Raw genomic sequence first — 19,108 nt, forward strand, 5'->3', positions numbered from 1 at the left:
TTAGCGTGGCGCAAACCCAGGAGAGTGCGATGGCAGACGACACGACGAAATCCCCGGTCGATCCCGACGGGCTGATGGAATTCTCGGTGGTGTTCACCGAACGGTCCCTCAACTCGATGAGCGAGAAATTCCAGGGGGTCATGCGCGACATCTCGGCCATGCTGCGTGACACCTACGCGGCCCATGCAGTCGCACTGGTGCCCGGGGGCGGGACCTACGCGATGGAGGCCGTCGCACGGCAGTTCGGGCGCGATGCGCATTGCTTCATCATCCGCAACGGGTGGTTCTCCTACCGGTGGAGCCAGATCTTCGAGGCCGGCGGTTTCGCGGGCCAGACGACGGTGAAGATGGCGCAGCAGACCGGCAACGAAGGACCGGCCCCCTTCGCGCCGGTCCCGGTGGACGAGGTCTGCGCCGCGATCCGCGAGGCCCGCCCCGATGTGGTCTTCGCCCCGCACGTGGAGACAAGCGCGGGGATGATCCTGCCGGATGACTACCTGCGCGCGGTCGCGGCGGCGGCGCATGACGCAGGTGCGATCTTCGTGCTGGATTGCATCGCCTCGGGCTGCATCTGGGTCGACATGGAGGCGACCGGCGTGGACGTGCTGATCTCCGCCCCGCAGAAGGGGTGGTCCTCGACGCCCTGCGCGGGGCTCGTGATGCTGTCGCAGCGTGCCTCCGACCGGCTGGAGGCCACGACCTCGAACAGCTTCGCCAACGACCTTAGGAAATGGCGGCAGATCATGGTGGCCTACGAGGAGGGGGGCCATGCCTATCACGCCACGATGCCCACCGACGGGCTGGTCGAGTTCCGCGACGCGATGGTCGAGACGCGCGATTTCGGGCTTGCCCGCGCGCGCGAGGCGCAGTGGGACCTTGGCGGCCGCGTGCGCGCACATCTGGACGGATTGGGCGTGCGCTCCGTCGCGGCGGACGGGTTCCAGGCCCCCGGTGTCGTCGTGAGCTACACCGCAGAGCAGGACGTGAAATCGGGCAAGGCCTTCGCGGCCGAAGGCATGCAGATCGCGGCGGGCGTGCCGCTGCAGGTCGGTGAGCCGGATGGCTTCATGACATTCCGGCTGGGCTTGTTCGGTCTGGACAAGCTTTACGACGTGGATGCGACGATGACGCGCCTCGCCCCGGTGCTGGACCGCGTGCTGGGCTAGATCCCAGAGCCGAGGTGCATCAACCGGCGGCGCAGCGGCGTGATGTCGTGGATCGCGCGCAGCCCCAGGCCGCGCAGATCCTGCAGCAGCGGGGTCGCGGCGATGGAGCTGCGATTGAGAAGGTCGATGCCCTTCGTCCGCAAGGCCAGGTCGCCGTGGCGGGCGCTTGCGTAGGCGTCGAGCATCGGGTCCTCGCCAAGCCGGTCCCGGTGCGTTTCGGCCAGGTCCAGCAGGGTCGAAAGATCCTTCAGCGACGTGTTCAGCCCCTGCGCGCCGATGGGCGGCATGACGTGGACAGCCTCGGCAATCAGGGCGGTGCGGCGTGCGGTCAGCGCAAGGGCGCGCTGGCTGACGATGGGCCAGGTGGCGCGGGGACCGACCACCGTGAGGGGTCCCATGACCCCGGTGGAGCGATCGTTGGCGGCAGCCTCGAAGGCGGCATCGTCGAGCTGGTCCAGCCGCGCGATGGCGGGCCCGTCGTCCATCCATACCACCGAGGAACAGGGCCTGCCGTCGTGATCTGGCAGAGGCACGAGCGTGAAGGGTCCGCCGGTGCGATGCACCTCGGTGGAGACGCCGTTGTGCGGGGCCTCGTGGGTGACGGCGAAGACCACGGCGCGCTGGCCGTAACGGGTGGTGGTCGTGTCGATGCCCGCAGCGGCGCGCACGGGAGAGGCGCGCCCGTCGGCGCCGACGACAAGCCGGGCCTTGATGTTGCTGCCGTCGGTCAAGCGCACGAGGGCGGCATCCAAGCGGGCCACCATGGACGCAAAGCCCGTGCCGGGGCGGAACGAAACGTTTGGCAGGGCCTCGAGCCGGGCGACGAGTTCGCGGCGCAGGAGCCAGTTGGGCAGATTGTATCCGAACGGGCCATCGGTGATATCGGCGCTGGCAAAATCGCGGCTGACGGGGGGCGTCCGGCCCGCGTCGACGATCCGCATGACGGACAGGAGCGTGGCATGCGGCGCCAGCGCCTCCCAGGCGCCGGCGCGGCGCAGGACCTCGACGGAAGGGGCGAGGAAGGCGGTGGTGCGCAGATCGGCGCCGGGGGCCTTCGCGTCCGTGACTGGCGGCGCGGGGTCCACGAGGGTCACGTCGAACCCCAGCGTGCCGAAGGCGGCGGCGGCGGTCAGTCCCGCGGCCCCCCCGCCGGAAATGAGGATATCGGTCTGCGTCATGGGGCAGACATAGGGTGCCAGTGGCACGGGGAAAAGGTACTGCGACACGATGGACCGGCGCGGGGCGCGCGGTTAGGGTCCGGCGCGAAGGAGCCTGCCATGACCGACCGTGCCGAGACGCCAAAGGATGCCTATGCGCTGATCCTCGACGCGATCGACGGGCATGTCTATCGCCCCGGCGACCGGTTGGTGGAATCCGAACTGGCCGAGCGCTTCGGCGTCAGCCGCACCCCCGTGCGCGAGGCGCTTCAGCGGCTCGAGACGCAGAGCCTGCTGACCCGGGACGGGCGGTCGCTGATCGTGGCCTCGCTCGACCACAACGAGGTGGCGGAGCTTTACACGGTGCGGGCCGAGCTTGAAGGCCTGGCCGCGCGGCTGGCTGCGCGTCACGCGACCCCCGAAGAGGTTCAGGTGTTGCAGCGGATGCTGGTGGAGGATCGCGCCCTGGTCGACGATGCCCACGCTCTTGCCCGGGCGAACCGGCGGTTTCACAAGCAGATCCACCTGGCCTCTCACAACCGGTTCCTGGTGCGGCAGCTGGACCTCGTCTACCGCTCGATGGCGCTTCTCGCGCGGAGTTCGATCGAGGCGCAGGGCCGGGGTCCGGATACGCTCGACGAACACGAGGCCATCGTGGCCGCCATCGCGGGCGGCGACGGCGGTGCTGCGGATGCGGCCCTGCGCGCGCATCTCAGCCGGGCCTACGTCACCCGCCTGACGCTGGACGCCGCCCGGGTGGAGTAGCCGGGCGCGTGGGGCGCAGGATGCCGTGCGCGGTCTTGTCCCACCAGAAGGGTTTCCACCCCAGTTCCAGCAGGCCCTTGTAGACCGCGAAGGAGCCGAGCGGAAAATAGGCCTGCAACGTCACGGCCCAGGGCAAGAGCCGCAGCTTGCCGGCGCGGCGCAAGCCCAGGGCGGCCACGAGAAAGTTGATCCCCTCGCTGGCCACGAAAAAGGTTGTGAGCGTCAGCGTCAGGGCGGGTGTCAGGATCCCGGCCATCGGATGCGGCAGCCCCAGCAGGATCAGCCAGAACGACCACAGCAGCGGCGCGAGCGTGAATTGCGCGAGCGTGCCGAGGAAGACCAGCTGAACGCCTGCGAATCGCAACGGTCCGAGGTCGCGCCACAACCGAAGCGGCCTGCGCATGTGGACGGCGTATGTGATCGCGTAGCCTTTCAGCCAGCGCGAGCGTTGCTTGATCCAGGGCAGGTAGCTGCCGTTCGCTTCTTCGAGGGTGACGGTGGGAATGAATTCGGTCCGGTAGCCGCGCCGGGCGAGACGGATGCCCAGGTCCGCGTCCTCGGTCACGTTATGCGCGTCCCAGGCGCCGATCTTCTCGAGCACGTCGCGGCGCAGAAACAGCGTCGTCCCGCCCAGCGGCACCACAAAGCCCAGGCGGGCGATACCGGGCAGGATCACGCGGAACCAGCCGGCGTATTCGATGGTGAAGCAGCGGGTCAGCCAGTTCGCGGTGCTGTTGTAGTAATCGAGAATACCTTGCAGGCAGGCCACCTCCGGTGCGGCGCGGGCGAACCGGGCGGCCACCACCCGCAATTGATCCGGATCGGGCGCGTCCTCCGCGTCGTAGACCCCCACGATGCTGCCGCGCGCGAAATCGAGCGCGTAGTTCAGCGCGCGGGGCTTGGTCCGCAAGGTCCCCTCGGGCACCGTGATCGCCCGGATCCAGGACATCAGCCGCGTGCGGGTCAGCGCCTCCCGCGTGGTGGAATCGTTGTCTTCGAGAACGAGGCAGACATCCAGGCAGGCGCGGGGATAGTTCAATCGCTCCAGCCGGGACAGAAGCTCCGTGGCGATCTCCCGTTCGCGGTAGAGCGGCACGAGCAGGGTGATGACGGGCAGCCGGTCGGGCAGATCGACCGGGTCGGGCGGTGCCGTCCGGCCGCGGGCGGCCATGGCGATCACGGCGGCGGCCTTGAGGGCGGCGTTCAGGACCAGAATCAGGACGGCCGCCATGCAAAGGACGGTGAAGGTGGCCGCCGGAAAGAGGGTGAACAGGCCCCCCATCAGCGCCAGCAGGGCAAGCCCCAAGCGGGTCGCCGTGGCGGCCGACCAGTCCCGGCTGCTGTCGGCTGCGGGCAGGCGGCATTCGGCGGCACGGGCCAATGCGGGACCGTGATCCCGCGCCAGGGCCCCCGTGATCTGGTCGGTGGCCGAAAGCGCAAGCCGGACCGGGCCGAAGGTCTGCGCAAGTGCCGCGCGATGTCGTTCGAAGGTCGCGGCGTCGGGGGCAAGGACGATCGTGACGCCCCCGATCCTTCGCCACGGCAGGATCCGGGCGCGCAGGCATACCTGCGGTCCCAGCTTGCGCGCCAGCCAAGCCTCTGCCGGGGCCTTCAACGGATCGACGAGCTGCGAATCGAGCAAGTCCCGATCGGCCTGCAGGATCGACCGGACGGACAGGCCGAAATGATGGGCGTAGACCTCCCGCAGGGTAAGGTCGCGGGACCGGGTGACGGTCCCTGCCACGCGGGCCTGATAAGCGGCGAGGCTGCCTTGACGAGACAACTGTTGGCCCAGGGAATCGTCCACGGCGCGACGATCGCGGGACCTATGGTCCGAAGGTGGGAACGCGTGAATAACCATGATACCCGGCCACCTTTGGCCGAGGAAGGTTAACAAGTTCTGAATCGGGCCGGAGCTGACCAGCGCGGGCCGGCGCCTGACCCGTCAGCCGGCCTTGCGGTCGTCCATCGCGGCGGCGAATTCCTCGAACAGGTAATAGCTGTCCATCGGGCCGGGGCTTGCCTCGGGGTGGTATTGCACCGAGAAGACGGGCCGGTCGGCCAGGCGGATGCCGCAGTTCGATCCATCGAAAAGGCTGACGTGGGTCTGCTCGACCCCGTCGGGCAGGGATTGCGCGTCGACCGTGAATCCGTGGTTCATCGAGGTGATCTCGACCTTGCCGGAGCGGGTGTCCTTGACCGGGTGATTGGCGCCGTGGTGGCCGTGGTTCATCTTGACCGTCTGCGCGCCCAGCGCCAGCGCGAGGATCTGGTGGCCGAGGCAGATGCCGAAGACGGGGATGTCCTGCCGGTCCAGCACGCCCTTGATGGCGGGCACGGCGTAGGCGCCGGTCGCCGCGGGATCGCCGGGGCCGTTCGACAGGAAGACGCCGTCGGGATCGAGGGCGAGGATCTCCTCTGCGGTGGCGGTGGCGGGCAGGACGGTCACGTCGCAGCCCGCGGAGGCGAGGCAGCGCAGGATGTTGCGCTTGGCGCCGTAGTCGACGGCGACGACCTTGTGCCGGGGTTCCGTCTGGCGGGCGTAGCCTTGGGGCCAGGCCCAGCGCATCTCGTCCCAGCGGTAGCTTTGCGCGCAGGTGACATCCTTGGCGAGGTCGCGTCCGGTCAGGCCCGCGAAGGCGCGGGCGGCGGCGACCAGCGCCTCGACGTCGAAGTTGCCGTCGGGATCGTGGGCCAGCGCCACGTGCGGCGCGCCTTGCTGGCGGATCGCGCGGGTGAGCCGGCGGGTGTCTACGCCGCCCATGCCGATGCGGCCGCGCTTGCGCAGCCAGCCGTCCAGCGTATCGGTGCTGCGCCAGTTCGACGGTTCCGTCGGGTCCCACTTGACGATCATGCCGGCGGCCACGGGATCGAGCGTCTCGTCGTCCTCGTCGGTGGCACCGGTGTTGCCGACGTGCGGGAAGGTGAAGGTGATGACCTGCCCCGCGTAGGACGGGTCGGTCATGATTTCCTGGTAGCCGGTCATGGCCGTGTTGAAGCACAACTCCGCCGTGGTCTGGCCGACCGCTCCGAAGCCGCGCCCGTAGAAGACGGTGCCGTCGGCGAGGGCAAGGCAGGCGGTCGGAGTATCGGTCATGGCACGCGTCCCTTCGGGCTGGCGGTCGGCAAACTTGAGGTCAGGTAATGGGCGCCTCGCGTAGGGTCAAGGCCGTGCGGGCGCTTGTCCTTGGACCCGCGCAAGGGTAGGGTCTGCGGGTTTTGCAAATGACCCGGAGTGGCAGATGGACGTGCGGCAGAGGCTTTCCACCGCGATGAAAGAGGCGATGAAGTCGAAGGACGCGGACCGGCTGTCCACGCTTCGGCTGATCAACGCCGCGATCAAGGACCGCGACATCGCCCTGCGCGGCACCGGCGCCGAGGACGGCGCGCAGGTCAGCGACGACGAGGTGCTGGGCATCCTGGGCCGGATGGTCAAGCAACGCCAGGAAAGCGCGCGCGCCTACGAGGAAGGCGGGCGGCTGGAGCTGGCCGAGAAGGAACGTGCGGAGGTCGAGGTGATCGAGGGCTTCCTGCCGCGTCAGCTTGACGAGGACGAGACCAAGGCCGCCATCGATGCCGCCATCGCCGAGACCGGCGCGACCGGCATCCGCGACATGGGGCGCGTCATGGGCGCGCTGAAGGCCAAGTACACGGGCCAGATGGATTTCGGCCGGGTTGGACCGCTGGTCAAGGCGCGCCTGGCCTGAGTGGGGGGGGTGGGCCCGCCCACCCACCCCCTTCGGGGGCCTTGCCCCCGTCCTGCGGACTCCCCCTTGGCCATATTGGTGCGGCAGCGCATCGCCACCGGGCGGTGCGAGGGTTGCGGGCTCGGGACGCCTCGCCGGCGGGGCGGATATTTTTAGAACAGAGATGACGGGACGCGCGCCTGAATCGGAAGGTGCGGCGGGGCGGAAACCGTTTGGTCGGCTCGGCCAAGCGCCGCGCATGGTGCTCAGGGTTTGAGTGCGCGCTTGAGTTCGTCATAGAGGGCAAGCCGCTCGGCGTTGTCGAGAAACGCGCCGAGTTCGACCTCGCGCGCGCCGCCACGCAGGGTGATGTAGTTGCTGACCGGGCCCCCCGTCGGGTGCAGGTGGACGCTGACCCAGTGGCGGTTCGCCTCCCAGTGCTGGGCGGCGCCCTTGGGGTTGTGGCGCGTGAGCTGCGCCGTCGTCTCGGTCACGACCAGTTCCTCGAGGGTTTCCCCGCTTCGGTAGGTGGCGTTGAAGGCGGCCCAGAGACCCGCGAAGGCGATCGCGAAGAAGGGCAGCAAGCCCCACAGGACCGCGCTGCCCAGCACCACCAGCAGCGGCAGCGCGATGATCGCGGCGGTGGCCCCCATGAAGAGCACGAAGTCGCGACGCAACAGTGACCGGTAGGGCCAGAGCGACAGGCTCCAGTCCAGGGTCTCATGTGGCGGGGGGGAAGACCATTCGTAAGGCATGGGCTGGTTCTAGGACGGCTTGCGCGCTCGACCAATGCGAGCTTTGGTCGCGCAGTGCCGCGGGGGGGGCCACGAGGCCGATCACGGCGGTGGAGCGTGAATGGATCGACCGGATCAAACGCTTCGGCGCAAGAAGAAAGCCCCGCCGGAGGGGCGGGGCTTTGTCGGAGTTTAGTGGCTCGGGGTCTTGTCCCACTCGCTTTGCTTGGGGAGCGTCTCGAAGGTGTGCTCCGGCGGCGGGGAGGGCAGGGTCCACTCCAGCGTGTCGGCGTATTCGTTCCAGGGGTTCGGATCGATGCATTTGCGACCGAACAGGAGCGAGTAGAAGATCACGCCGATGAAGAACACGAAGGACGCGAAGCTCAGGAAGGCGCCCCAGGAAGACACGTAGTTCCACAGCGCGAAGGCATCGGGGTAGTCGATGTAGCGACGCGGCATGCCCTGGCGGCCGAGGAAGTGCTGCGGGAAGAAGGTGATGTTCGCACCGATGAACATCGCCCAGAAGTGCAACTTGCCGGCCCACTCGGGGTACATCTTGCCGGTCATCTTGGGGAAGTAGAAGTAGATCCCCGCGAAGATGGCGAAGACGGCGCCCAGGCTCATCACGTAGTGGAAGTGCGCCACGACGTAGTAGGTGTCATGATAGACGCGGTCGATGCCCGCCTGGCTCAGCACGATGCCGGTGACGCCACCGACGGTGAAGAGGAACAGGAAGCCCAGCGCCCAGAGCATCGGCGTCTTGAACTCGACCGAGCCGCCCCACATCGTCGCGATCCAAGAGAAGATCTTCACGCCCGTGGGCACGGCGATCACCATGGTGGCCATCATGAAGTAGGACTGCTGCGTCAGCGACATGCCCACCGTGTACATGTGGTGCGCCCAGACGACGAAGCCCAGCACCCCGATGGCGACCATCGCGTAGACCATCGGCAGGTAGCCGAAGATCGGCTTCTTGGAGAAGGTCGCGATGACGTGGCTGATGATGCCGAAACCCGGGATGATGATGATGTAGACTTCCGGGTGGCCGAAGAACCACAGGATGTGCTGGTAGAGGATCGGGTCACCGCCGCCGCCGGGCTGGAAGAAGGTGGTGCCGAAGTTGCGGTCCATCAGCAGCATGGTGATCGCACCGGCGAGCACCGGCAGGGCCAGGAGGATCAGCCATGCGGTCACGAAGATCGACCAGGCGAAGAGCGGCACCTTGTGCAACGTCATGCCAGGAGCGCGCATGTTCAGGAAGGTGGTGATGATGTTGATCGCACCCAGGATCGAGGATGCGCCCGACAGGTGCACCGCGAAGATCGCGAGGTCCATCGACATCCCGCCCTCGGAGGTGGACAGCGGCGGGTAGAGCACCCAGCCCACGCCGGACCCGAGCTGTCCGCTGCCGCCGGGGGCCAGCATGGAGGCGACGCCCAGTGCGGTGCCTGCCACGTACATCCAGTAGCTGAGGTTGTTCATCCGCGGGAACGCCATGTCCGGCGCACCGATCTGCAGCGGCATGAAGTAGTTGCCGAACCCGCCGAAGAGCGCCGGGATCACCACGAAGAACATCATCAGGATGCCGTGGTAGGTGATCAGCACGTTCCACAAGTGGCCGTTGGGCGTGCAGGGCTGGGTGGCGTCGGTGAACAGCCGCGCGCCTTCCAGGCACATGTGCTGGACGCCGGGTTCCATCAGTTCCAACCGCATGAAGACCGTGAAGGCGACCGAGATGAAGCCCACCAGTCCGGCGGTGAACAGGTACAGGATCCCGATATCCTTGTGGTTGGTGGACATGAACCACCGGGTGAAGAATCCCCGGTTGTCTTCGTGGTCATGTCCGTGGACGGCGGCGTCTGCCATGGCGCTCTCCTCGGTTGGCTTACAGTGGCGGTCCGCGAGTCACTTTACCCGTGTCAGGCCATTGAGGCGGTTCTAGCCAAGCGGGCGGGCATGGGCAACGGCGGATATGGGCCGGGGCGTGGGATATATTGGCGCAGGGCAGGGGGCCTCGCTGGCGCCGCGCACAGGCGGGGGGCGAGTGGCGGTCTTGGCTTGATCCCCTGGGGGGTGCGGCTTATGCCGTTGCGGCAAAAGCACTGTTTTCCTATTGCAAGGACCCGCCATGACATTCGACCGACGCACGTTCCTCGTCTCCGGCCTGGCCGCCGGACTGATGACAGGCGGGGCCGCCCGCGCCGCCACCGCCTTCGATCCCCGCCCGTCGGGCTGGCGGCAGTTCGGCATCACCACCCGCGTCTCGGTCCCGCGTGACGGTGCTGCGACGCAGGTCTGGGTCCCGGTGCCATCCGTGACCGAAGGCGGCTGGATGCGCGCGGGCGAGAGCACCTGGACCACCAACGCCGATACCGCGGAGCTCGAGACCGGGCCGGACGGGGCCAGCTTCGTGCATGCGACCTGGGGTCCCGGTGCGGGCCCGGCGGAACTGGAGGTGACCTCGACCGCTGCGACGCAGGACCGGGCCGTGGATCTGTCGGCGCAGGCGAGCGTGGCCCCGCTGACAGCGGAGGAGCGCGCGCTTTACACCGCCTCGACCGACCTCATCCCGACCGATGGGATCGTGCGCGACACCGCCATGCGCATCGTCGGCAACGCCGGCGACGACCTGGAGAAGGCGCGGCGGATCTACGACTGGATCGTGGTCACGACAGAGCGCGACCCCGAAACCCGTGGCTGCGGGCTGGGCGACGTGGCCTCGATGCTGACGATGGGTGACCTGACGGGAAAATGTGCCGATCTCAACGCGCTGTTCGTCGGGCTCGCGCGCGCGGCGGGGCTGCCGGCGCGTGATGTCTACGGGCTGCGCGTGGCACCTTCTCAGTTCGGCTACAAGAGCCTCGGCGCCGGATCCGCCAACGTGACGAAGGCGCAACATTGTCGCGCGGACGTCTACCTCGACGGAATCGGCTGGGTGCCCGCGGATCCCGCGGACGTGCGCAAGGTCATGCTGGAAGAGCAGGACGCGCCGCTGCCGCTCGATGCCCCCAAGGTGCAGGCCGCGCGCGAGACGCTGTTCGGTGCCTGGGAAGGCAACTGGATCGCCTACAATACCGCGCATGACGTCGTCCTGCCGGGGGCCGAGGGTGGCCCGCTGCCTTTCCTGATGTACCCCGCGGCCGAGGTCGACGGCACGCGCCTCGACGAGTTGAACCCCGACGGGTTCCGCTACGAGATCACGGCGGAAGAGCTGACCTCTTAAAACAAGGGCTTTCGCCGCACCTTTCGCGCGTTCGAGGCGCGCCCCTTTTCGCGAGGGGCGCGCACATTCGCGAAACCTGCGAATTTGGCATACGCGGCCGCGGCGGAAAAGCCTGCGGCGTGTCGACCCGCATCCTTTCTTATCCACGGTCCTGCGCAAAGACGCACCCTGACTGTGCGGATTTCCGACGTTGCCGTGCAGGGCGCACCACGGCAATCGGGGATTGTGGCCGTTTGGCCGAAGTTCGCTTCAGGGTGGTCTTTCGGCTGCCACAAAAAGGTGTTTCAGACGTGCTGTCAGGACCGCCTGCAGGCGACCAACGCGATCGTGCGCGGCGGCTCCGCCCCGGGCCAGAAAGGACTTCAGCATGGCAAGCTTCTTCGCTTTCGGCATCGACGTCATCAACAACCCCGCGATCGGGACGGTGTCCGGCAAGGGCCAGGACGGCGCGGGCCAGATGCGTCTGGAAGGCGGCCACCAGCCTTTCGGCGACGATGCGCTCGTCGAGTTCATCACGCAGAACGAGACGAGCCGGGGGGAGCTTGACGGACATTCCTCCTTCATCGGCATCAAGGTCTACGAGAACGTCGCGGCCTACAACGACGGGGTCGTGCAATACACCTACGTGCCGATGAACCCGGGCCAGTCGGCGAACATCCAGAGCGACCTCAGCGGGTTGGGCGACACCTACGTGCGGTTCAATGCCAACGTGCTGGTGCCGCGCAATGCCGAGGGCCAACCAGTTCATGAGGCGCCGACGTTCGGCAATTTGCTCGTGGCGCCGGGAAGCGATGCCGCCAAGAACTTCGGCAAGCTGACCTTCGATCGCCACACCGACCAGGATTTCGACGGCGACGGAAAGATCGAGAAGGGCTCTCTCGAGGATGGCAACGGGTTGTTCTACGTGGGCACCTCGGCGCCCTGCTTCACCCCCGGCACGCTGATCGCAACCCCGCGCGGCGCGGTACGGATCGAGGATCTGCGCGCGGGCGACATGGTCCTGACGCGCGACGATGGCCCGCAGCCGATCGCCTGGGCCGGATCGAAGACCCTGTCGGGCGCCGATCTGCGCCTGCGGCCCCACATGCAGCCCGTGCTGGTCAAGGCGGGCGCGCTGGGCGGAGGGCTGCCGGAGCGCGACATGCTGGTCTCGCCCAACCACCGGCTGCTCATCTCGAGCCCCGGCGCGGCCCTGCACTTCGGCGAGGAGGAGGTGCTGGTCGCCGCCAAACACATGGCCGGTGACGCGGGAATCGTCACGCGGGCGTGCCGCGCGGTGACCTACATCCACATCCTGTTCGAGACCCACCAGGTCGTGAAATCCGACGGGGCCTGGACCGAAAGCTTCCAGCCCGGCGTGCAGAGCCTGCGCGGGATGGGCCAGGGCCAGCGCGAGGAGATCCTGGAACTCTTCCCGCAGCTTGGGGCCGAGGAGGGGGTGGCCTCCTACGGCGCGGCGCGCCGGACGCTCAGGCGGTTCGAGGCACAGCTGCTGCGCGCCTGATCCCCGGGGATCCTTTCCGAACGTCCCGCACAAGGCGGGGCGTTCGCATGAGCGCGGTCCTTCAGGCGTCGGAAGGGCGCGTCAGCGCCGATGCAAGGGAATCTCGACGTGCGAGCGTGGCCCTCACGCGTCGTCCCGCGGGGTGATCATGCGCGGGAAGGTCTCTCGCAACGCCACGTCCACATCCGCCATCGTGACCGGCAGGCCCAGATCCACGAGGCTCGTCACTCCATGCTCGCGGATGCCGCAGGGGACGATGGCGTCGAAATGCGACAGGTCAGGCTCCACGTTGATCGAGAGGCCGTGGAAGGACACCCACTTGCGCAGCCGAATGCCCAGCGCCGCGATCTTGTCCTCGGCCACGGCGCCGTCCGGATCGCGCGGCCTGTCGGGGCGCGAGACCCAGACGCCGACCCGGCCCGGGCGGCGTTCACCCTTGACGTTGAACGTGTCTAGGGTGGCGATGACCCAGGCCTCGAGATCGGCCACGAAGCGGCGCACGTCGTGGCCGCGCCTGCCGACGTCCAGCATCACGTAGGCCACGCGCTGGCCCGGTCCATGGTAGGTGTACTGACCGCCGCGGCGCGCCTGGAAGACCTCGAACCGGTCGGGGTCGACCAGGTCCGACGGGTCGGCGGAGGTGCCGGCGGTATAGAGCGGCGGATGCTCCAGCAGCCAGATGCATTCCTCCGCCTCGCCCGCGGCGATGGCGTCCGCGCGGGCCTCCATGAAGGCGAGCGCCTCGGGGTAGGGGACAAGGTCGTCGCTGGTGATCCATTCGACCATGGGATGGGCTCCGGGCTGGACGGGGCGGTGATAGACCGCGCGGGCCGGGCTGCCAAGCGGCGCGATTTCCCGCGGATCGTAGGCGATTTGGCCTTGATGGGCGGCGGGCCATTCGCTACTCAGCGGCCATCCCCAAGACGTGCGGTCGTGGCGGAATTGGTAGACGCGCAGCGTTGAGGTCGCTGTTCTTTAACCGGAGTGGGGGTTCGAGTCCCCCCGACCGCACCAGGGGCCTCTCAGGTCAGAGTGTTTCGAATCGTGGTACTCCGCAGGCGATCCGCCCGGATGATCCGCGAAAACGGTATAAAACGCCTGATATACTGTGTTTCCAACACATTCCCGTAAATTCGGTTGCATAAAGCGAGTCGTGTCGGTTTAGTCTGGCGCTCAAGAGTGCGGGATAACCCGCCCGACCGACCAGGGAGACGCCAGTGGCCGACAACGCAAATGCGTTCGTGGAATTCGACCGTGTTCAGAAAAGCTACGATGGCGAAACGCTCGTCGTGAAGGATCTGAACCTCTCGATGCCGAAAGGCGAATTTCTGACAATGCTGGGACCGTCGGGGTCCGGAAAGACCACCTGCCTGATGATGCTGGCGGGGTTCGAGACGGCGACCCACGGCGACATCCTTCTGGACGGCAAGCCGATCAATGACATCCCGCCGCACAAGCGCGGCATCGGGATGGTGTTCCAGAACTACGCGCTTTTTCCGCACATGACCGTGGCCGAGAACCTCGCGTTCCCGCTGCAGGTCCGCAAGATCGGCAAGTCCGAGCGGGAAGAGAAGATCAAGCGCGCGCTGGGCATGGTGCAGATGGGCGATTTCGGCGGTCGCCGACCGGCACAGCTTTCGGGCGGCCAGCAGCAGCGTATCGCGCTTGCCCGCGCCCTTGTGTTCGAGCCCGAGCTGGTGCTGATGGACGAACCGCTCGGCGCGCTCGACAAGCAGCTGCGCGAGACCTTGCAGTTCGAGATCACCAACCTCGCCCATGATCTGGGCATCACCGTGGTCTACGTGACGCACGACCAGACCGAGGCGTTGACCATGTCGGACCGCGTGGCGGTGTTCGATGATGGCCGCATCCAGCAGCTTGCCCCGCCGGACGAGCTGTACGAGGCGCCGAAGAACAGCTTCGTCGCCCAGTTCATCGGTGAAAACAACACCTTGCAGGGCGTCGTTACCTCGCTGTCGGGGGACCGCTGCACGGTCAAGCTCGACGGCAGCGGCGAAACGATCGATGCGATTCCGGTCAACGTGAGCAAGGAGGGCGACCGCACGCTGGTGTCGATCCGCCCCGAACGGGTGGAGTTCAACCCCTCGCTCGGTCCGAACGCCCATACGCTCGATGCCGAGGTGCTGGAGTTCATCTACATGGGAGACGTCTTCCGGACGCGCCTGAAAGTGGCCGGTCGGGACGACTTCATTGTGAAGACACGCAACCGTGCCGATCAAGCCCGCCTGAAACCGGGCGAAAAGGTCAAGATCGGCTGGTTGCCGCAAGATTGCCGCGCGCTCGATAGCTGACGCGCGGTTCGAACCTTCGCATCTCTGCCCGGAGTCGAAGGGGAAATCCAACAAAGGGCTTAACAAGGAGAATCTACGTGAAACTCAAGACAACCCTTCTATCCACTGCAGCGCTCTGCATCGCCTCCGGCGCGATGGCCGAGCAGCACGCCGAGATGACCGAAAGCCCGGTCGCGGGTGAGCCGATGGCCGACGAGATGACCATCGTCTCCTGGGGCGGCGCCTACCAGGAAAGCCAGCTCAAGGCCTACGTCGAGCCCTACCTCGCGATGAATCCCGACGTGAACGTCGTCTGGGACGAATCCTCTGCCGAGGCCGTCGCGCAGTTGCGCGCCATGAACGAGGCCGGCAATCTCAGCTGGGATCTCGTGGACGTGACCGCCGCCGACGCCATGCGTCTGTGCGACGAGGGCATCGCGATGGAAGTCGATATCGATGAAATCGCGGCACCCGCACCGGACGGCACCGAAGCTTCGGAAGACTTCGGCGAGGACATGCTCGTCTCCGACTGCTTCATCCCGCAGATCGCCTATTCCTACACCTTCGGCTACCGCAACGACGTGGCCGAGTGGAACGGCGAAACCCCGACCGAAATCTGCGACGTCTTCGATCTGGAAACCTTCCCCGGCCAGCGCAGCCTTGAGCGCCGTCCGCACAACAACATGGAATGGGCCCTGATGTGCGACGGTGTCGCGCAGGAAGACATCTACGATGTGCTTGAGACGCAAGAGGGCGTCGATCAAGCTCTGGCCAAGCTCGACACGATCAAGGACCAGACCGTCTGGTGGACCGCCGGCGCCGACACGCCGCAGCTTCTGGCCGACGGCGAAGTCGTGTTCGGCTCGACCTACAACGGCCGTCTCTTCTCGGTCATCGAAGAGCAGGACCAGCCCGTGTCGATGATGTGGGACGCGCAGTCCTACGACCTCGACGGCTGGATCATCCCCGCCGGTCTGGAGGAAGAAAAGCTGAACCGCGTGAAGGACTTCCTGTGGTTCGCCACCGACACCCAGCGTCTGGCCGACCAGGCCAAGTACATCTCCTACGGTCCGGCGCGCGCCAGCTCCGCTCCGCTGGTGGGTGAGCACGCCGAACTGGGGATCGACATGGCCCAGCACATGCCCACGAACCCCGAGAACGCGTCGAACGCCTTCGTGATGAACTACGAGTGGTGGGCCGACTACCGCGACGATCTGGACTCCCGCTTCCAGGCTTGGCTGTCGCAATAATCGCGTCGGCCGAGTGACCGGGCAGGGCGGGTTTCCCGCCCTGCCCATGCCCCCGAACGGGGCCGACGAAAGTCATGCAAGAGTCCGACAGGAATCCGATATGCCAAAAGGCTACATCATCGGCCACATCAAGGTGACCGACCCCGAGGGCTACCCCGAATACGTGGCCCGCGACACGCCGATCCTGGAAGCGCATGGCGCCCGTTTCGTGGTGCGCGGTGGCCGCTCCGAAACGCCGGAAGGCGAGGAGATGGGCCGTCACGTCGTCATCGAATTCGACTCTTTCGAGGCCGCGAAAGCCGCCTACGACGACCCCGAATACCAAGAGGTCGCCGAGATCCGCCGCCGCTGCGCGCAGAGCACCATCATCCTTGTCGAGGGCACCTGAGCCATGAGCAACGCCACCACCGGAGCCGACAACCTGACCGGCGTGACGCCCGACACCGGCCTGAAGATCGGCGCCTCGGACGCGTCCGGCCCGATGCTCGCCGCCGACGGCACGCCGCTCAAGACCTCGCTCAACCGCGCGCTGCGCAAGCAGAAGATGCGCGCATTGGCACTGATCGCGCCCCTGCTCATCTTCATCCTCGTGACCTTCATCTATCCCATCGGAGAGATGCTGTTCCGCTCGGTCGAGAACGACATCGTGGGCGATACGCTGCCCCGGACCGTGCGGGTGCTGGCCGATTGGGACAGCGCGCAGGACCCGGTCCCGGATCAGGAGGTCTTCTCCGCCCTGACCAAGGACATGATGATCGCGTCGGAGGAGAAGAACCATACACGGCTGGGCTCTCGACTGAACTACGAAACCCCCGGCATCTCGTCGCTCTTCCGCAAGTCGGGCCGCCGCGTGGACGACTTCGGAGAGGTCTATACGGAGCAGTTCGTGGACCTCGATCCCGCCTGGGAAGATCCGATGACCTTCGTGGCGCTCTTCGCCGACGAGACCTGGATCGAGGAGGACGCGGAATATGACGGAGAGGGCCGCAGGCCCCGGTTCCGCCTGCGTGACGGCGTGGGGGACGTGCTGCCGCAAACCGCCAGCATCTACCGCGATTTCGCCCGCTTCACCCAGACCGAGGACGACGACAGCCCGACAGAGGAAGAGCCCTGGAACGCCGTCTACCTGGCGCTTTACGAGGATCTGAGCGCGCAGCCCGACCTGCCCGCCGATCTGCCGAACGTCGAGCTTCTGGGCCAGGCCCGCGGTGCCGTCGGCGCGTTCGAGACCGAGGATCTGCAAGCCGCCTTCGTCGATGTCGACGACGACTGGGCGTCGACCAACGTCTGGGAGACGATCCAGCAATACTCGGCCCCCTACACGACCGGCTACTTCCTGAACGCGATCGACATGCAGAACACGCCCGACGGTGTCGACTGGCGGCCCGAGAGCGAGCAGATCTACCTGACGCTTTTCATCCGCACGATGGTCATGTCGACCATCATCACCGTGAGCTGCATCCTGCTGGGCTATCCCATCGCCTGGCTTCTGGCGAACCTGCCCGCGTCCAAGGCGAACCTTCTGATGATCCTCGTGCTGCTGCCGTTCTGGACCTCGCTTCTGGTGCGGACGTCGGCCTGGAAGGCCCTGCTGCAGAACCAGGGGGTGATCAACGACCTGGCGGTCTGGATCGGTATCGTGAGCGACGCCAACCGTCTGTCGCTGATCAACAACGCGACGGGGACGGTGATCGCCATGACGCACATCCTGCTGCCGTTCATGATCCTGCCGCTCTATTCCGTGATGAAGACCATCCCGCCGAGCTACCTGCGCGCCGCGAAATCGCTGGGGGCCACGAATATCACCGCCTTCCGCCGGGTCTATTTCCCGCAATCGGTGCCGGGAATCGGGGCGGGGTCGATCCTCGTCTTCATCCTGTCGATCGGCTACTACATCACGCCCGAGATCGTGGGTGGCACCAAGGGTGTCTTCATCTCGAACCGGATCGCCTATCACATCTCGACCTCGCTGAACTGGGGCCTTGCGGCGGCGCTCGGGTCGATCCTGCTGGCGGTCGTTCTGCTGCTCTACTGGTGCTACGACCGGATCGTCGGCATCGACAACGTCAAGCTGGGGGGCTGAGATCATGGCCGTTGCCTTCAATCCGACCGCCGCGAAGCCGCTGCGTTCCTTCGCCACCTTCAGCCTGCCCCTGCTGCTGGCCTTCGGCGTCATCCTCGGCGGGGGGCTCCTGCAGACCTGGGGCTTCGAGCCGGGGCTGGGGATGATCATCGGTGCGCTGCTGGCGGGGGGCTTCGGCTACCTGCTGTCGCACCATCTGCCGCGCAGGACGGGCCGCCTCGTCGCCATTGCCGTGATCGGCGTGCTGGGGTTCATCCTGGGCGGTCCCCTCGGCGGGGTGGTCGGGCTGATCATCGGCGCGCTCATCGGCTGGGCGGCCTACTGGCTTACGAGCGGAGACTACCGGCGCGGCGTGCCGGTCTATTCGACCTCCGGCCAGACGCTCTGGCACAATGCCTTCAAGTTCATCTGCGGTGCGATCTTCTTCTTCCTCATCGCGCCGATCCTGATCGTGATCCCGCTGTCGTTCAACGCGGAGAACTTCTTCACCTTCACGCCGGGGATGCTGGCGCTCGACCCGGATGCCTACAGCCTCAAGCACTACGCGGATTTCTTCACCAACCCCAACTGGCTTCAGCCGTTGAAGAACTCGATCATCATCGCCCCCATCGCCACGATCATCTCGGTCTCGCTGGGGACGCTCGCCGCGATCGGGTTGAGCCAGAGCCACGTGCCGTTCCGCCGCGGGATCATGGCGATCCTGATCTCTCCGATGATCGTGCCGCTGATCATCTCGGCCACGGGGATGTTCTTCTTCTACAGCCAGATGGGCCTGTGGATGGAAGACAGCCTGGGCCTGTCGAGTGACCTGACGGGCTACATCAAGGTGATCCTGGCCCATGCGGCCCTTGGCATCCCCTTCGTCATCATCACGGTGACCGCGACGCTGGTGGGCTTCGACCGGTCCCTGACGCGGGCGGCGGCGAACATGGGGGCGGGCCCTGCGACGACCTTCTTCAAGGTGCAGATGCCGCTGATCCTGCCGGGGGTGATCTCCGGCGGGCTGTTCGCCTTCATCACGTCGTTCGACGAGGTGGTCGTGGTGCTCTTCGTGGGGGCGGCGGCGCAGAAGACCTTGCCGTGGCAGATGTTCACCGGATTGCGCGAGCAGATCAGCCCGACGATCCTGGCGGTCGCGACGGTGCTGGTGTGCATCTCGATCGCCCTGCTGACGACGGTGGAATTGCTGCGCCGCCGGTCCGAGCGCTTGCGGGGCATGTCGCCGGGCTGACACCGGCGGCGCGCCTGG

Annotated in this window: 16 protein-coding genes and 1 tRNA gene; 11 read left to right on the top strand and 6 right to left on the bottom strand. The window is 66.7% G+C overall.

The features are described 5' to 3' along the window. Positions 1 to 29: 29 nt before the first annotated feature. Complete coding sequence (locus tag EU805_RS11170; RefSeq protein WP_129764055.1) at positions 30 to 1,166, top strand: aminotransferase class V-fold PLP-dependent enzyme; 1,137 nt, start codon at positions 30 to 32, stop codon at positions 1,164 to 1,166. Here the strand turns inward: EU805_RS11170 and EU805_RS11175 are convergent. Beyond that, positions 1,163 to 2,344, bottom strand: a complete 1,182-nt coding sequence (locus EU805_RS11175; RefSeq protein ID WP_129764056.1) for an FAD-dependent monooxygenase — start codon at positions 2,342 to 2,344, stop codon at positions 1,163 to 1,165. The genes EU805_RS11170 and EU805_RS11175 overlap by 4 nt on opposite strands. A gap of 99 nt (positions 2,345 to 2,443) precedes the next feature. Here EU805_RS11175 and EU805_RS11180 point away from each other — a divergent pair, with 99 nt between their 5' ends. Next, positions 2,444 to 3,088: a GntR family transcriptional regulator gene (locus EU805_RS11180; RefSeq protein ID WP_129764057.1), complete on the top strand. Its 645-nt coding sequence runs from the start codon at positions 2,444 to 2,446 to the stop codon at positions 3,086 to 3,088. On the opposite strand, the gene EU805_RS11185 is transcribed toward EU805_RS11180, so the two are convergent. Together EU805_RS11185 and carA are read right to left on the bottom strand one after the other, a co-directional pair. Beyond that, entirely contained in the window at positions 3,051 to 4,832 is a 1,782-nt protein-coding gene (locus EU805_RS11185; protein WP_165351932.1) for a glycosyltransferase family 2 protein, read from the bottom strand. The two genes, EU805_RS11180 and EU805_RS11185, sit on opposite strands and share 38 nt — an antisense overlap. A 201-nt stretch (positions 4,833 to 5,033) precedes the next feature. Next, on the bottom strand, positions 5,034 to 6,185 hold the full coding sequence (gene carA, locus EU805_RS11190; protein ID WP_129764059.1) for a glutamine-hydrolyzing carbamoyl-phosphate synthase small subunit: 1,152 nt from the start codon (positions 6,183 to 6,185) through the stop codon (positions 5,034 to 5,036). Positions 6,186 to 6,330: 145 nt separating this feature from the next. Between carA and EU805_RS11195 the strand changes: the two genes are divergently transcribed. Further along, positions 6,331 to 6,795: a GatB/YqeY domain-containing protein gene (locus tag EU805_RS11195; RefSeq protein ID WP_129764060.1), complete on the top strand. Its 465-nt coding sequence runs from the start codon at positions 6,331 to 6,333 to the stop codon at positions 6,793 to 6,795. 245 nt (positions 6,796 to 7,040) lie between these two features. On the opposite strand, the gene EU805_RS11200 is transcribed toward EU805_RS11195, so the two are convergent. Both EU805_RS11200 and ctaD read right to left on the bottom strand, forming a co-directional pair. Then, positions 7,041 to 7,529 carry a DUF2244 domain-containing protein gene (locus EU805_RS11200; protein ID WP_129764061.1) on the bottom strand — a complete coding sequence of 163 codons (489 nt, stop codon included), beginning with the start codon at positions 7,527 to 7,529 and terminating at the stop codon, positions 7,041 to 7,043. Between the two features lie 171 nt (positions 7,530 to 7,700). Beyond that, a complete protein-coding gene (gene ctaD, locus EU805_RS11205; protein ID WP_129764062.1) occupies positions 7,701 to 9,374 on the bottom strand; it encodes a cytochrome c oxidase subunit I in 1,674 nt (557 codons plus the stop codon). A 262-nt stretch (positions 9,375 to 9,636) separates the two neighbouring features. On the opposite strand from ctaD, the gene EU805_RS11210 reads away from it, so the two are divergent. Both EU805_RS11210 and EU805_RS11215 read left to right on the top strand, forming a co-directional pair. Further along, positions 9,637 to 10,731 (top strand): transglutaminase-like domain-containing protein, encoded by a 1,095-nt coding sequence (locus EU805_RS11210; protein WP_129764063.1) that lies wholly within the window; start codon positions 9,637 to 9,639, stop codon positions 10,729 to 10,731. Positions 10,732 to 11,098: 367 nt separating this feature from the next. Next, a complete protein-coding gene (locus EU805_RS11215; RefSeq protein WP_129764064.1) occupies positions 11,099 to 12,235 on the top strand; it encodes a Hint domain-containing protein in 1,137 nt (378 codons plus the stop codon). Positions 12,236 to 12,358: 123 nt separating this feature from the next. Here the strand turns inward: EU805_RS11215 and lipB are convergent, their stop codons facing one another. Next, positions 12,359 to 13,021, bottom strand: a complete 663-nt coding sequence (lipB, locus tag EU805_RS11220) for a lipoyl(octanoyl) transferase LipB (protein ID WP_129764065.1) — start codon at positions 13,019 to 13,021, stop codon at positions 12,359 to 12,361. 141 nt (positions 13,022 to 13,162) lie between these two features. Between lipB and EU805_RS11225 the strand changes: the two genes are divergently transcribed. From EU805_RS11225 to EU805_RS11250, 6 genes are all read left to right on the top strand, one after another. Next, positions 13,163 to 13,249: transfer RNA gene (locus tag EU805_RS11225), tRNA-Leu, on the top strand. Between the two features lie 203 nt (positions 13,250 to 13,452). Then, on the top strand, positions 13,453 to 14,547 hold the full coding sequence (locus EU805_RS11230) for an ABC transporter ATP-binding protein (RefSeq protein ID WP_129764066.1): 1,095 nt from the start codon (positions 13,453 to 13,455) through the stop codon (positions 14,545 to 14,547). Between the two features lie 77 nt (positions 14,548 to 14,624). Further along, positions 14,625 to 15,776: an extracellular solute-binding protein gene (locus EU805_RS11235; protein WP_129764067.1), complete on the top strand. Its 1,152-nt coding sequence runs from the start codon at positions 14,625 to 14,627 to the stop codon at positions 15,774 to 15,776. A gap of 100 nt (positions 15,777 to 15,876) precedes the next feature. Next, positions 15,877 to 16,164: a DUF1330 domain-containing protein gene (locus tag EU805_RS11240; protein WP_129764068.1), complete on the top strand. Its 288-nt coding sequence runs from the start codon at positions 15,877 to 15,879 to the stop codon at positions 16,162 to 16,164. 3 nt (positions 16,165 to 16,167) lie between these two features. After that, entirely contained in the window at positions 16,168 to 17,859 is a 1,692-nt protein-coding gene (locus tag EU805_RS11245) for an ABC transporter permease (protein ID WP_129764069.1), read from the top strand. Positions 17,860 to 17,863: 4 nt separating this feature from the next. Beyond that, positions 17,864 to 19,090 (top strand): ABC transporter permease subunit, encoded by a 1,227-nt coding sequence (locus EU805_RS11250; protein WP_129764070.1) that lies wholly within the window; start codon positions 17,864 to 17,866, stop codon positions 19,088 to 19,090. Positions 19,091 to 19,108: the final 18 nt, after the last annotated feature.

Origin of the sequence: Salipiger sp. IMCC34102, assembly GCF_004145405.1 — a bacterium.
GTDB lineage: Bacteria > Pseudomonadota > Alphaproteobacteria > Rhodobacterales > Rhodobacteraceae > Loktanella.